Below are 14,785 nucleotides of genomic sequence, written 5' to 3' on the forward strand. Positions count from 1 at the left end.
CGTCAGGACACAGGCCGCGAATCGGCCCAAGCCACCTCGAACTCCTCGCGATACGTCCCGAAAAGCCCTTCTTCGCCGACCTCGTCCGGCTTCAACACCCGCCCCCCGCCGCGCAGCACGAGCACCGGTGCCTCCATCCCGCGCGTCCGCCGCAGATACGACTGCACGACCGCTATGCCGTCCGAGCCGTCCCCGTCGACGAGGTACGCCGTGAAACGGGGCGTCTCGTCGTAGACCTGGATCTCGAAAGCGCCGGGATCGCGCAGCCGGGCCCTGACCCGGCGCATGTGCAGGATGTTCATCTCGACGGAGCGGCTCAACTCGCCCCGCTTGATGCCGAGTTCACGCTCGCGGCGCTTGACCGCGCTTGAGGCCGGGTTCAGGAACAGCAGCCGCACCCGGCAGCCGGACTCGGCCAGCCTGACGAGCCGCCGTCCGGAGAAGTTCTGCACGAGGAGGTTGAGGCCGATGCCGATGGCGTCGAGGCGGCGCGCTCCGCCGAAGATGTCCTCGGCGGGGAACTGCCGCATCAGCCGCACCCGGTCCGAGTGCACGCCCACCACGTCCGCATACCGGTCGCCGACCAGGTTCTCGACCGCGTCGACCGGAAGCCGCCGCGCGGACGGTACGTCGCTGCCCGCGCCGAGTATCTCCAGGAGCTTCGCGGAGGCGCGCTCGGCCTGGGCGAGGACGGCCTCGGACAGCGCCCTGTTGCGCGAGACGACGTTGCGGGTGACTTCCAGTTCGTCCAGGGCGAGTTCGACGTCCCGGCGCTCGTCGAAGTACGGCTCGAAGCACGGCCAGTGCTGCACCATCAGCTCGCGCAGCTGGGGCAACGTGAGGAAGCTCAGGACGTTGTCGTCGGCGGGGTCGAGCAAGTAGCCCTTGCGGCGGCTGACTTCGCGTACGGCGACGGCCCGCTGCACCCACTCCTGCCCCGCGGGTCCGGCGGCGGCGACCACCCAGTCGTCCTCGCCGTGGACGGGTTCGTAGATCGGGCGCAGAACAGCGGCCACGACCGCGCGCAGCCGCTGTTCGACGAGGTTCAGCCAGATGTAGGCCCGGCCGGCCCGCTGGGCGCGCGTACGCACCTCGCGCCAGGCGTCGGCGCCCCAGTCCAGCTCCGCTCCGATTTCCATCGGTCGTGCCAGGGACACCGCGCCCGGTGGGGCATCCGTGGAGCTCCCCTCGTGACCGCCGTCACCAGGGGGCAACTCCAGCCCTCCGGACCCCACCCGCGCACCGCCTTCCGCTCCCCCGAGCACTCCCCCAGCCAACGATCAAGGAAGGGTACTCCCGGGAGCAGCCGGCGGTGCAGCCGGATGGACAGGTCGTTTCTCAACTACCGTTGTCCGGCCTGCCGTTCTGATCGGCCAGCTCCGGCGGAGTGAGCGGATTCATAGCGGTGACATCGCGCGGGGCGATGGAGAAGCCCTGCCAGTGGACCGGCATGGGCTGCTGGTCCTCGTCCCGGGCGACGTGGTGGAAGCCGATGTTCACCCAGGCCACGGGGTGCGTGAGGTTCTGTCCGTTGACCCACTTGTCGACGGACTTACCGGCTCCGGTACCGCAGTTGCGCAGGTTGTTGCTGGCGAACTGCTCGCACTTCTTGTACTGGGTGAAATAGACGTCGCGCTTGGTGTAGCTGCGGCCCGGGTACTTGGAGGTGGCGCCCGGGACGAGTTCGTACGAGCGGGCGTGGTCGTCCTTGTTCTTGCCGGTCGTGCTGACCACGCGCCACCAGCGCATGTTCTTGGCGTCGCCCGCGAGTTCCTTGGTGATCGGCGTGCGGGTGGTCTTGTTGCGCGGCGCCTCGCCGTTGGCGGCGGGCGGGCTGACCACGGAGTCGTACTGCTCGACCTTGTTCTTGGAGTTGCCGTCGAGGCCGAAGTTGAGCCGCCAGAAGACGTTGTGGCTGTGGCTGGTGGCGTACGCCCTGGCGCCCTTGCCGATCGGCCAGCCGCGGCCGTCACCGGCGTCGTAGTCACCGGGCGAGAGGCTGCCGGTGGCGCCGACGTTCATGTTGATCGCGCCGTCGTCCGAGAAGCGCCACTCGGTGATGTACTCGTACCAGCCGACCTGGTTGACGGTGTAGACGAGCAGGTCCTTGCCCTGCTGCTGGAAGACCTTGCTCGCCGAGTCGCCCTGCATGCGGTAGGCGTGGCCGCGCGAACGGGTCGTGGTGCACAGGCCCTTGACGTCCGGGTGCTCCGGGTCCCAGGAGTCCGGGACCTTGACCGTCTTGATGGTGCCGCCGGGACACTCCCCGGGGGCCATGTTCATCAGGCCCTGGCCGAATCCGGCGCCGGTGAGGTCGTCGTACTCGACCGAGCCGTCGTCGTAGGGCACGTGGATCTGGGCGAGCTTCGCACTCGTCAGGACACGTATGGGGGCCGCTTCGCCCTTGGGCTGGTACGAGATGTTCTCCAGGACGAGCCCGGCCTCGCTCTCGTAGTGCCAGCACATCGACCACTTGGTGCCGGTGGTGAGTGTCTGCTCGATCTTGTACGCCGCGCTGCAGTCGGCGGCCGCCGCGGGGGCGGCCTTGGGCTGGGCGACGGCCGGCCCCGCGGCCGTGGTGGCGCCGACGGTCAGGGCGGCCACCGAGAGGCCCACCGCCGTCCGCCTGCGGGCGCGGTTGACTCCCCGCGGCCGGAGGCCGCTGAGCAGATGCTGTACGCGCATGAAGAAATGACTCCCTTGCACAAGCAGGAAAGTTGGAAAGGTGAACCGGCCCCTGGTGCTCCGAGGCCGGCGAACGCAGGAGGCTGAACGGAACGGAAGGTCAGCCGACCTTGGCGATCTTCCGGGCGCTCAGATCGACCACCAGGTCACGGCTGTCGATCCAGGGACCGTCCTTGGCCTTCACGAAGAGCCGCAGGCAGCGGTGCTTGCCGCAGTCGGCGAGGGCCGCGGGCGTACCGGCGTTCGCCCGGTAGACCATGCTGTTGAGCAGCAGTTGGTCGGGAGTGGTCAGCTCCTTGCCGGTGGCGTCCTTGAAGTCGGCCTTCAGACCGGCGCCGAGCCGGTCCGCGATCAGGAGCTGCGCGGCCTCGACGGTCTCGGCACGGCTGAGCGGCGGCTGGACGCCGTGCTGGGTGTCGGTCCCCTCGACCTTGCCGGTGTCGAGGTTCACGGTCTTGGTGACGAGCGAGTCGTCCTTGTAGTCGTAGAACGACACCTCGGCGCGGCGCGGCGCGTTCGGGTCGTCCAGTTCGCTCTCGTCGGGCTCGGCGAGGTCGACGGTGATCCGCTGGGGACCCTTGTCGCCCTCGACGTTCTCGCTGGAGCGGAAGAGCTGCCGGTCGAGGGCGAGCTTCTCGACACGCTCGGTCTCGTCGTCGGTGAGCGGGTCGCGCCCCTTGCCCTTGTCGCCCTCGGCCGGAGCGTCTTCGACGACGCCGGGCTGCACGGCACCCTGAGCCTGGTCCTGGCTCTGCCCTGCCTGCTGTGAGGTCTGGCCCGCCCCGTTGCCGCCACCGGAGTCGTCGGCACCCGCCGAGCCCGGCAGGGTGATCCCGACCATGACGGCGGTCCCGGCGACCGCGATGGCCGCACCCGCCACCACCTTGCCCAGATGGCGGTGCACTATCGTGCGCACATTTCCCCCTACTCCCCCTGGATCTCTAGGAGTCGCTCGAGTCCCACTGGTTCGGCATACCGCGTATGCACTGGTCGCTCGGTAAGAGGGACGTAAGTCATAGGTGGTTCCATCACTTTCGGGGAGACTCGGGCGGGAGTCGCCCCCGGCGACGTCGCACAACTGGAAGAGTTGCATCCATGCAGGTCTGGCCTGGACAGGCGTACCCACTCGGTGCCACGTACGACGGCGCCGGCACCAACTTCGCGGTCTTCTCGGAGGCCGCCGACCGGATCGAGCTGTGTCTGCTGCACGACGACGGCTCGGAGACGGCGATAGAGCTGCGCGAGACCGACGCGTTCGTACGGCACGCGTACCTGCCCGGCATCATGCCGGGCCAGCGGTACGGCTTCCGTGTGCACGGTCCGTACGCGCCCGAGCGGGGGCAGCGCTGCAACTCCGCGAAGCTGCTGCTCGACCCCTACGCGAAGGCCATAAGCGGCGGTATCGAATGGGGCGAGGAGGTGTACGGCTACCACTTCGGGTCGCCGGGCAAGCGCAACGACCTGGACTCGGCGCCCCACACGATGAGTTCCGTGGTGGTCAACCCGTACTTCGACTGGGGCGACGACCGGCGCCCGCGCACCGAGTACCACCACACGCTCCTGTACGAGGCCCATGTGAAGGGCCTGACGATGAAGCACCCGGGGCTGCCGGACGAGTTGCGCGGCACGTACGCGGCCCTCGCCCACCCCGCCATCATCGAACACCTGACCGAACTGGGCGTCACGGCACTGGAACTGATGCCCGTTCACCAGTTCGTGAACGACCATCGTCTGGTCGACATGGGCCTCAACAACTACTGGGGCTACAACACCATCGGTTTCTTCGCCCCGCACAACGCGTACGCCTCCTGGGGCGACCGCGGACAGCAGGTCCTGGAGTTCAAGTCGGCCGTCCGGGCGCTGCACGAGGCCGGCATCGAGGTCATCCTCGACGTGGTCTACAACCACACCGCCGAGGGCAACCACCTGGGGCCGACGCTGTCCTTCAAGGGGCTCGACAACGCCTCGTACTACCGGCTCACCGACGATCCCCGCTACTACATGGACACCACGGGGACCGGCAACTCGCTGCTCATGCGCTCCCCGCACGTGCTCCAGCTGATCATGGACTCGCTGCGCTACTGGGTCACCGAGATGCATGTCGACGGGTTCCGCTTCGACCTCGCGGCGACCCTGGCCCGGCAGTTCCACGAGGTGGACCGGCTGTCGTCGTTCTTCGACCTCGTGCAGCAGGACCCCGTGGTCTCCCAGGTGAAGCTGATCGCCGAGCCCTGGGACGTCGGCGAGGGCGGCTACCAGGTGGGCAACTTCCCGCCCCTGTGGACCGAGTGGAACGGAAAGTACCGCGACACCGTACGGGACATGTGGCGCGGCGAGCCGCAGACGCTCGCCGAGTTCGCGTCCCGGCTCACGGGCTCCTCGGACCTCTACCAGGACGACGGGCGGCGCCCGCTGGCGTCCATCAACTTCGTCACCTGCCACGACGGGTTCACGCTGCACGACCTGGTGTCGTACAACGAGAAGCGCAACGACGCGAACGGCGAGGACAACCGCGACGGCGAGAGTCACAACCGGTCGTGGAACTGCGGGGCCGAGGGCGACACCGACGACCCGGAGGTCCTGGAGCTGCGGGCTCGTCAGATGCGGAACTTCACCGCGACGCTGATGCTCTCCCAGGGCGTGCCGATGCTGAGCCACGGCGACGAGTTCGGGCGCACGCAGAGCGGCAACAACAACGCGTACTGCCAGGACAACGAGCTGTCCTGGGTGCCGTGGCCCGAGGACGCCGAGGGCGAGGGCGAGGGCGATGCCGAGCTGCTGGAGTTCACGCGGGCGATGGTGTGGCTGCGCCGCGACCATCCGGTGTTCCGGCGGCGCCGGTTCTTCCACGGCCGGCCCGTGGAGGGCACCCACGACGAGCTGTCGGACATCGCCTGGTTCACCCCCGAGGGCGACGAGATGACCCAGCGCGACTGGGACTCCACGCAGGCGCGGGCCCTGTCGGTGTTCCTCAACGGCAACGCGATCTCGGAACCCGGGCCGCGCGGTGAGCGCATCAGCGACGACTCGTTCCTGCTGATGTTCAACGCCTCGCCGAAGACCCTGGAGTTCGTGGTGCCGGTCAACCACGGGCGCCAGTGGCAGGTCGTCGTCGACACGGCGCGGCCGTCCGGCCTGGAACGCGGCACGGGCGCGAAGGTCCAGGCGGGCGACCGCCTGTCCCTGGTGGACCACAGCATGATGGTGCTGCAGCGCCCGGCGTGAGCGCTCCTCACGACGGCGGTCGACCAGCTGCGGGCCGTCCGTGGCTGGTCGCGCAGTTCCCCGCGCCCCTTCGGGGGCGCGGGTTCGCGGGGCGCCGACACATGGGAGTCGTCTCCGCGCGTGTCTGATGACACGAAAGGCCACCGGGCGGGTACGTAGGTTCCCATGACACCTGAGCGTCCCGACCCGGTCGCCCCCGTCGCGCCGACCGCCACCTACCGGCTCCAGCTGCAACCGGAGTTCCCCTTCGGGGCGGCCGAGGCGGCCGTCCCGTATCTGGCCTCGCTCGGCGTCTCGCATCTGCATCTGTCGCCGGTCCTGGAGTCGGTTCCGGGTTCGGGGCACGGCTACGACGTCGTGGACCACGCGCGCGTGCGGGACGAACTGGGCGGCGAGGCGGGGCTGCGGTCCCTGTCGCGCACCGCGCGGGAGCACGGTCTGGGGCTCGTGGTGGACATCGTGCCGAACCACATGGCGATGGCCCCGCGCCACAACCACGCCCTGTGGGAGGTGCTGCGCGAGGGCCCCGACTCGCCGTACGCGCGCTGGTTCGACATCGACTGGCGGGCCCACGAGGGGCGGATGCTGCTGCCGGTCCTGGGGCAGCCGCTCAGCGCGGAGACCGGGGCCCTGGAGGTCGACGGGGACGTCCTGCGCTACTACGACCACGTGTTCCCGCTGCGGGCCGGCACGGAGAAGCTGCCGCTGCCCCGGCTGCTGGACGCGCAGTGGTACCGGCTGGGGTGGTGGCGGCTGGCCCGCACCGAGCTCAACTACCGGCGGTTCTTCAGCATCTCGGAGCTCATCGGGGTGCGTGTCGAGGACCCGGAGGTGTTCGCGGCCACGCACGGGAAGATCCTTCAGCTGCTGGACGAGGGCGTGGTCGACGGTCTGCGGATCGACCACCCGGACGGCCTCGCCGACCCCGACGCCTACCTCCGCCGTCTGAACGAGGCGACGGGCGGGCGCTGGACGGTCGTCGAGAAGATCCTCGCGGACGGCGAGCCGCTGCCCGCCGCCTGGCCGGTCGCGGGCACCACCGGGTACGACGCGCTGCGGCACGTGGACGGCCTTCTCACGGACCCGGCGGGCGCGGGGGAACTCCTCGGCCAGTACCGGCGTTTCGCGGCTCCCCAGGCCGACCGTGGAGGCGTCTGGGAGGCGACCGTGCGGCGTGCCGCGTACAAGGTGGTCCATCACGAGCTGGCCGCCGAGGTCGACCGGCTGACGCGCGAGGCGGACCGCCTGTGCCGCACCTCGCCCGACCCCGCGCTGCGCGACCGCGCCCCCTGGGCCCTGCGCACGGCGCTGCGGGAGCTCCTGGTCCGCATGGAGGTCTACCGGCCGTACACCTCCGGGGACGCCGCGTCGGTCGTCACCGAGGAGGCCGCGGACGAGGCCCGCCTGGCCTTCAAGGTGCCCGAGGAGGCCCAGGCGGTCGATCTCGTACGGGATCTGGTGCTCGGCCGGGCCGGTGAAGGGCCCGAGTACGAGGCGTTCCGGGCGCGGTTCGCGCAGACCGCGTCGGCGCTGCGGGCCAAGTCCGTGGAGGACACCGCGTTCTACCGGTACGTTCCGCTGCTGTCGGCGACCGAGGTGGGCGGCGAACCGGGGTCCCCGGCCGTGTCCCCGGAGGTCTTCCACGCGTACTGCGCGCGCGTGCAGCGCGACTGGCCCGCCACCGGCACCGTCCTGTCCACGCATGACACCAAGCGCAGCGCCGACGTACGGGCGGCGATCTCGGTCCTCACGCAGGTGCCGGAGCGCTGGGCCGACCTGCTGGCCGAGGTGACCGGGTGGACGGCGGCCGAAGGGGTCGGCGCGCCGGATCCGCAGGTGGCCTGGGCCGCGTGGCAGACCGCGGTCGGGCTCGGCCCTGCGGCCGGGGAGCGGCTCCAGGGCGCGCTGCTGAAGCACGTCCGCGAGGCGGGCCTCGGCACCTCGTGGACCGAGCAGGATCCCGCGTACGAGGCCGCCGTGGCGGAGTTCCTCAAGGCGGGGCCGTGCGGGACGCCCGGGCAGCTGGTGGCCGGGTTCAGGAGCTCCGTCGAGCCGCATGTGCGCGCGAACGTCCTGGGGGCCGCGCTGGTCCATCTGACGATGCCGGGGGTGCCGGACCTCTACCAGGGCACGGAGGTCGAGTACCGGGCCTTGGTGGACCCGGACAACCGGCGGCCCGCGGACTTCCCGCCGGCCGACCCGGACGGCCTGTCCGCCGAGAAGGCGGCGCTCACCGTGGGCGCGCTGCGGCTGCGCGGGCGGCGGCCCACCGTCTTCGGCGAGTCGGCGACCTACGCTCCGCTTCCCGCGGAGGGGCCGGGCGCCGCGCACTGTGTGGCGTTCGTGCGCTCCGGGGAGGTGGTCACGGCCGTGACCCGGTTGTCGCTGCGTCTGGAGGAGGCGGGCGGCTGGCGCGACACGGTGCTGGCGCTGCCCGCGGGGCGGTGGGCGGACCTGCTCGCTCCGGGGCGGGAGTTCACGGGGCACGCGCGCGTGGAGGAGCTTTTCGGACCGTTGCCCGTGGTGCTGCTGGAGCGGGTCGGCGACGACTCGGGCGCCGGCTCCGGGTGAGCGGACCTCCGGCGGCGCCCGGCGGAGGGCACGGGCCACGCCCGCCGTCCGGGGGTGAAATGCCCCCGGCTACCGGTAAATGCTGCTGGGCGCTCCCCGGTGGCGCCCCTTCACGTCCTTGACAGTTCATCCGGTCCGTGGAGTACTGCGGATTGCGACGCCGGAGCGGACCTAGTCGGGGGTGAGTCTCCTGCCGGAGCTGCGCTACCCCAGTGTGACCGAAATCGTTTCCTCGGCCCGGGCGTTGACGGCCCACCGGCCGGGCCTGTGTTCGCTCAGACAGGTCGGCTCCTCGCGCGCCGGCCGGCCGCTGCAGCTGCTCTCGGTCGGCCATGCCGCGCGCTCGGTGCTGGTCGTCGCGGGCGCCCACGCCAACGAGCCCACGGGCGGCTCCACCCTCCTGTCGCTGGCCGAACGGGTGCTGCGCGAACGGGAGTTGCGGTCCGACACCTCCTGGCACTTCCTGCTCTGCGCGGACCCGGACGGCGCCAGCCTCCATGTGACGCCGGCGCCGCGCACCCTGCTCGACTACCATCTCGGCTTCTTCCGTCCCGCGGGGCCCGAGCAGCCCGAGTGGTCGCCGTCCGTGCTGCCGCCCGACCGGCTGCCGCCCGAGACGCGGGCCCTGACCCGGGTCATCGACGAACTGCGCCCCTACCTCCAGGTCACCCTCCACGGAACGGATCTCGGCGGCAGCTGGGTGCAGTTGACCAAGGACATCCCGGGGCTCGCCGAACCGTTCGCCAAGTCCGCGGCGGAGCTGAACATCCCGGTGGAGACGGGCGCCTCGGACGCCGCCGGCTGGCCCGCGTCCGGGCCGGGTGTGCATGTGATGCCCGCCCCGGGCTCCGACCTGGCGTACCCGAGCATGCCGGACGACGCCCGGCACAGCACCTGGTACCACGCCCACCGGTACGGCGGTCTGACCGCGGTCGTCGAGGTGCCGATGTGGGCGAGCGACCTGGTCGACGATCCCGCGCCGCATCCCGCGCCGGCGGCGGCCATGCGACGTCTGGCGCGTCGCCTCCTGAAGGACGCGGTCCAGGTCGAGAGCGTCCTCGCCGAGGTGCTGCCGCGCCTTCCCGGGCCGGACGGTCCGCTGCTGCGCGCCGCCAAGTGGGCGCTGGAGCTGGTGCCGGGGCTGGCGGGCGACTGGGCGCAGGCGCCGCCCGCGGACTCGACGATGGCGTACGTCGGCAGCGTGGACGCGTTCGGACGACGGCTGCCGCTGCGGGCCGCGGCGATGCTCCTGCGGGTCCTCCAGGAGGCCGACGACCGCGCCGCGCCCCCTCTGGAGCGCCTGGTCGCGTCCTGGAGCGAGGCGTTCGCGGAACGCTTCCGGGCGCGCTGGGTGCCGCTGGAGCACCAGGTCGAACACCAGAGCCGCACGGTGGTGGCGGCGGCGCGGCACGCCCGGGACCGGGCGGCTTGAGGCACACGCGCGTGGGGCCTTTTTCCGCGGCACGCGCGCGTGGATCGCCCCCAGCGGCGCGCGTGGGCCTTGTCGTGCGGCACGCACGTGCGGGGGCTCTTCATCTCGGCACGCGCGCGTGGGGGCTTTTCCCGCGGCGCGCGCGTAGGGCTCGCCTTGCGGCACGCGCGCGTGCCTCGCGGTCGGCTTGCGCGCGTGCCTGGCGGTCGGCTTGCGCGCGTGCCTGGCGGTCGGCCTGTGCGCGTGCCGCGCGGTCGGCCTGCGCGCGTGCCCGGCGGTTCGCTGCGAGCAGCTCAGTCCGACAGGGCGAACACCGATCCCGTCCGTGCCGCCATCACACAGGAGTTGGAGTGCGTCTCCTTGTACCTGACCGCGCGGCCGCCCCACTCGCCGCGCGCGGAGGTGGTCACCGGGGCGTAGATCATCGGGCAGTAGACCTCCTTGGGCGGGATGCGGCCGATGTCGCCGCCCGCGGCGCGGAGTTCCTCGCAGGCGCGTACCGCGTGCGCGTGGCCCTGGGGCGGGTCGCACAGCAGCAGCGTGCCGCGCGTGTCGCTGGAGCGGGCGTCGCCGCGGGTGACGGTGACGTAGAGCCAGTTGCCCGCGAGGGACTCCGGGGGTGCCGCGGCCCGGGCCGGCACCGAACCCGCCACGATGAGGGCGCAGACGGTCAGCAGACAGGCCCGTACCGCCGCCGTCGCTTTGTGAGTGTTCGTCATTGCCTGTGCATCGGCACACGAGGCCCCGATGCCCACCCCGACTCACTCGAACGGCACTTCGGCCCTCCTCGGGGGCGTACCGAGCGGACTCGCGCCGGCCGGCGGGACGGGCGCCCGGTGCCGCGCCAGGTCGAACGCGGCGAGCACCACGCGCGCGTGGTACTCGACCTGCCGCGCCACCGGGATCCAGCGAGCCCCGTGGCCGTCGTGGTAGTCCGCGCACCACGCGTCGATGAGCCGGTCGAGGTCCGCCGTCGCGCCGGACGGGTCCTGCCCGGCGGCGGTCACCAACTGGCGCAGCAGCCCCGCCGTGCGCAGCGCTATCCGCCGCCCGGAGATGCGCAGCGCGGTCAGCCGGGCCGTGTCGAGCGGCGGCAGCGGGCGCGCGCCGCCGTCCGCGTCGGGGTCCGGACCGGTGTCGGGGTCCCAGGAGTCGGCGAGACCGGGGCAGACCAGTAAATAGTCGTCGACCGGTGCGAGGAGACGGTCCGCGTCCGGAGCCGTGTCCAGGGAAGGGCGGATACGGGCCAGCAGTGCCTCCAGAAGGGCCGTGTCGCGCCGCAGCGTGCGGCTGACGGCCCGCAGGGCCCCGTCGGCGTCCGCGGGCGCCGAGGCGTCCCCCACGGCCGCCACGCCCCACATGGGCGCCTCGACGACGGCGGTCACCGTGCCGTACGGGTGCGGGTGGAACCAGGTGGACTCGACCGCCGCCTCCGTGATGGCCGCGGCCAGGTCACCGCGCCGCGGCGGCGGGATCCGGTAGACCGCGGGCCCCAGGGTGGGCCAGTACAGCGTGTCGTACGACCCGAGTTCCAGCGGGATGCCCAGGCGCCCCGCGATGTGCGCGAGGCGCGGCGCGAGTCCGGGCAGGTCGCGGGTCAGCTCGACGAAGCCGCCGCCCACGTCGACGCCGTGCAGGGAGCACTGGAAGAAGGGCCGCAGTTCGTCCTGGAGGGCGAGCAGGGCGCGGGTCTCCGGCAGGGCGGCCGCCGCCGCGCCGTCGGGCAGCCACTCGGGCTGTTCGAGAAAGCCGGGTCGGAAGAAGTGCCGGAAGTAGTGGCCGAGCGTGTACGGGCCCGACAGCCAGCCCTCGTTGCGGCGGGCGCCGTCGGGGTCGAGGCACAGCAGCAGGTTCCAGGTCACGTCGGCGCCGTCGCACAACCGGGGGTCGGCGAGGGCCCGTTCGGCGAGCCTCAGCGCGGTGGCGCCGCCGACCGGCTCGTTGGCGTGGGGTCCCGCGACGATCAGGGCCTGCCGGCTGCCGTGCCCGACGGACAGCAGCAACAGGGGCAGTCCGGCCCGTGACGTGCCCACTTGGCGCAGCCGGGCGTCCCGCGGGCGGCGGTCGACGAGCGCGGCCGCCCGCACGCCAAGCTCGTCGACGGACAGATAGCGGAGGAGTGGCGGCAGCGTCTTGACCTCCGCTGTGAAGAGCCATCGGTTCACTTGGCGTGCATGGCGTACGCACAGTGAGTCACGACTACGGAGGTACGTCAACACCACTGCACACCCGAAACGTTCACGTCAGCGGGGGCCACCCGGCGGAGGCTTCGATTCCGTCCGGGCGGGCCGAGCAGGCGCGGTACCGGCGCGCCCCTTCAGGGGCGCGGGGAACTGCGCGCCCAGCCACAACGAACCCGCGCCCAAAGACGACCCACCCCGCGGAGCTCAGTCCGCGGCGAGCCGAAACGCCATCCGCCCGAAACTGACCTGGTCCCCGACCTGGACAACGGCCGCCCCGATCACCCGCCGCCCGTTCACGGACGTGCCATTGGTCGAGCCCAGATCCCGCAGCACCCACATACCGCCCTGGCGGGTGAGCTCGGCGTGCACACGGGACACCGTCTCGTGGCTGAGCCGCAGACCACTGGCCGGGTCGCGGCCGATACGCAGCGGGTACCGGTTGTCGGGCCGGGGCAGCAGCAGCTTGGGGAGCCGCTCGGCCTGCCACGCCCTGCGCAGCCGCACGGTGAAGCCGGAGACCGCCTCGACCGCGCCGAACAGCATCCGCGACCAACGGTTCTCCGTCTGCAGGTCGGCGGTGAGCGCGGCGAGTTCGTCCAAGGTGCGGGCGGCGAAGGCGAGTTCCATCCGCAGTACGAACGTGTCGTGCGAGAGCCTTCCGAGGGCGACGCCCTCCCGCAGCACCCTCAGCGCCCGGTCGCGCTCGGCGTCCGACAACCGCGCGGGAGCGGGATAGGTGTGGAACTCGGAGGACGACGTCACGGAGCCGATTGTCTGGCAGCGCGGCCGGAGTGTCCAGAAAACGCAGCACTTCAGAGCAGTACCTACGTCGGATCCGGTCCTTTCAAGTCGTTCGATCCGGAGGATTCGAAGGTGAATTGATCTCGTTTGACGCACCATGGGACCGGTGACGTCACGGTGAGCAGACGAGGGAGAACCGTCCGTGCAGTTCGAGGTGTGGGCACCACAGGCCGACCGCATGACGCTCCACTGCGCGGACACCACGCGCGCGCTGGAGCCCGATCCGGAGCGCGTGGGGTGGTGGACGGGAGAGGCCGAGGCGCAGGACGGGACGCGGTACGGGTTCGCGGTCGACGACGGCCCCGTACTGCCCGATCCGCGCTCGCGCAGGCAGCCGGACGGGCCCGACGGGCTGAGCGCGGTCGTCGAGCACGAGCGGTACGCGTGGCGTACGGAGTGGGCGGGGCGCGGGCTGCCGGGCGCCGTGCTGTACGAGCTGCACGTGGGCACGTACACGCGCGAGGGAACCCTGGACGCGGCGGCCGAGCGGCTCGGGCATCTGGTGGAACTGGGCGTGACGCACGTCGAGTTGATGCCGCTGTGCCCGTTCCCGGGGCGGCACGGCTGGGGGTACGAGGGGGTGTCGCTGTGGGCCGTGCACGAGCCGTACGGCAGCCCCGAGGCGCTGAAGCGCTTTGTCGACCGGGCGCACGAGCTCGGGCTCGGTGTCGTCCTGGACGTCGTGCACAACCACCTGGGGCCGTCCGGCAACTATCTGCCCGCCTTCGGGCCGTACTTCACTCAGACGCACCACACGCCCTGGGGCGCCGCCGTGAACCTGGACGCGCCCGGCTCGGACGAGGTGCGTGCGTTCCTGCTCGGCAGCGCTCTGGCGTGGCTGCGCGACTACCGGTTCGACGGGCTGCGGCTGGACGCCGTGCACGCGCTGCGCGACACGCGCGCGTGCCACTTCCTGGAGGAACTGTCGGCCGCCGTGGACACGTTCGCCGAGGAGCAGGGCCGGCCGCTGTTCCTCATCGCCGAGTCGGACCTGGCGGACCCGCGGATCATCACACCCCGCAAGGAGAACGGGCTCGGGCTGCACGCGCAGTGGAACGACGACTTCCACCACGCGCTCCACACCGCGCTGACCGGTGAGACACAGGGCTACTACGCGGACTTCGGCCGGTCCCCGCTCGCCTCGGTCGCGAAGACGCTGACCACGGGCTTCTTCCACGACGGTACGTACTCGAGCTTCCGCGGTCGCCGGCACGGCCGCCCGCTGGACCTCACGAAGGTCTCCGCGCACCGCCTCCTGGGGTACACGCAGACCCACGACCAGATCGGCAACCGCGCCCAGGGCGACCGGCTCTCGGCCTCCCTCTCCCCCGGCCTGCTGGCCTGCGCGGCCGCGCTGACGCTGACCGGGCCGTTCACGCCGATGCTGTTCATGGGCGAGGAGTGGGCGGCGGGCACGCCCTGGCAGTTCTTCACGGACCACACGGATCCCGAGCTGGCGGAGGCCGTACGCCGGGGCAGGCGACGGGAGTTCGCTGCGCACGGGTGGGCGGAGGAGGATGTCCCGGACCCGCAGGACCCCGCCACCCGTGACCGCTCCTGCCTGGACTGGTCCGAACCGGAGAACGGGCTCCACGCGCGCGTGCTCGACTGGTATCGCGAGCTCATCGCCCTGCGGCACACCCAGCCGGACCTCTCCGACCCCGACCTGGCGGACGTCAAGGTCGCATTCGACGAGCACACCCGCTGGCTCGCCTTCCGCCGCGGTGACGTCCGGGTGGCCGTGAACCTCGGCAAGGACCCCGCGGCGATCCCCCTCGGCACCCGGCCTGCCCGCGTACTGGCGGCGTGGGAGCCGGTGGAGGTTCCGGGGGCGGACGGAGTGCTCAGCCTGCCGGGCGAGTCGTGTGTGGTGCTTCTGCAGGGGTGA

At 71.8% G+C, this 14,785-nt stretch carries 10 protein-coding genes; 4 read left to right on the forward strand and 6 right to left on the reverse strand.

Annotated elements, in window-relative coordinates; translation table 11 throughout:
• Nucleotides 1-2: 2 nt before the first annotated feature.
• From QF035_RS14395 to QF035_RS14405, 3 genes are all read right to left on the reverse strand, one after another.
• Entirely contained in the window at nt 3-1,235 is a 1,233-nt protein-coding gene (locus QF035_RS14395) for an SAV2148 family HEPN domain-containing protein (RefSeq protein ID WP_055616093.1), read from the reverse strand.
• Nucleotides 1,236-1,338: 103 nt separating this feature from the next.
• On the reverse strand, nt 1,339-2,685 hold the full coding sequence (locus QF035_RS14400; RefSeq protein ID WP_307520682.1) for a copper amine oxidase: 1,347 nt from the start codon (nt 2,683-2,685) through the stop codon (nt 1,339-1,341).
• Nucleotides 2,686-2,785: 100 nt separating this feature from the next.
• Nucleotides 2,786-3,601 carry a Tat pathway signal sequence domain protein gene (locus QF035_RS14405; protein ID WP_307520683.1) on the reverse strand — a complete coding sequence of 272 codons (816 nt, stop codon included), beginning with the start codon at nt 3,599-3,601 and terminating at the stop codon, nt 2,786-2,788.
• A 179-nt stretch (nt 3,602-3,780) separates the two neighbouring features.
• Here QF035_RS14405 and glgX point away from each other — a divergent pair, with 179 nt between their 5' ends.
• The 3 genes from glgX (at nt 3,781) to QF035_RS14420 (ending at nt 9,913) form a co-directional block, all read left to right on the forward strand.
• Nucleotides 3,781-5,910, forward strand: a complete 2,130-nt coding sequence (glgX, locus tag QF035_RS14410; protein WP_307520684.1) for a glycogen debranching protein GlgX — start codon at nt 3,781-3,783, stop codon at nt 5,908-5,910.
• A gap of 165 nt (nt 5,911-6,075) precedes the next feature.
• Nucleotides 6,076-8,481: a malto-oligosyltrehalose synthase gene (gene treY / locus QF035_RS14415; protein ID WP_307520687.1), complete on the forward strand. Its 2,406-nt coding sequence runs from the start codon at nt 6,076-6,078 to the stop codon at nt 8,479-8,481.
• A 181-nt stretch (nt 8,482-8,662) separates the two neighbouring features.
• On the forward strand, nt 8,663-9,913 hold the full coding sequence (locus QF035_RS14420) for a M14 family zinc carboxypeptidase (protein ID WP_307520688.1): 1,251 nt from the start codon (nt 8,663-8,665) through the stop codon (nt 9,911-9,913).
• Between the two features lie 293 nt (nt 9,914-10,206).
• On the opposite strand, the gene QF035_RS14425 is transcribed toward QF035_RS14420, so the two are convergent.
• From QF035_RS14425 to QF035_RS14435, 3 genes are all read right to left on the reverse strand, one after another.
• Nucleotides 10,207-10,632 carry an SSI family serine proteinase inhibitor gene (locus tag QF035_RS14425; RefSeq protein WP_307520689.1) on the reverse strand — a complete coding sequence of 142 codons (426 nt, stop codon included), beginning with the start codon at nt 10,630-10,632 and terminating at the stop codon, nt 10,207-10,209.
• Nucleotides 10,633-10,674: 42 nt separating this feature from the next.
• Nucleotides 10,675-12,078 carry a M14 family zinc carboxypeptidase gene (locus QF035_RS14430; protein ID WP_373466652.1) on the reverse strand — a complete coding sequence of 468 codons (1,404 nt, stop codon included), beginning with the start codon at nt 12,076-12,078 and terminating at the stop codon, nt 10,675-10,677.
• 222 nt (nt 12,079-12,300) lie between these two features.
• Nucleotides 12,301-12,858, reverse strand: a complete 558-nt coding sequence (locus tag QF035_RS14435) for a DUF1707 and FHA domain-containing protein (protein WP_307520690.1) — start codon at nt 12,856-12,858, stop codon at nt 12,301-12,303.
• Between the two features lie 181 nt (nt 12,859-13,039).
• Here QF035_RS14435 and treZ point away from each other — a divergent pair, with 181 nt between their 5' ends.
• Nucleotides 13,040-14,785: a malto-oligosyltrehalose trehalohydrolase gene (gene treZ / locus QF035_RS14440; RefSeq protein WP_307520691.1), complete on the forward strand. Its 1,746-nt coding sequence runs from the start codon at nt 13,040-13,042 to the stop codon at nt 14,783-14,785.

Origin of the sequence: Streptomyces umbrinus (genome assembly GCF_030817415.1) — a bacterium.
GTDB lineage: Bacteria > Actinomycetota > Actinomycetes > Streptomycetales > Streptomycetaceae > Streptomyces > Streptomyces umbrinus_A.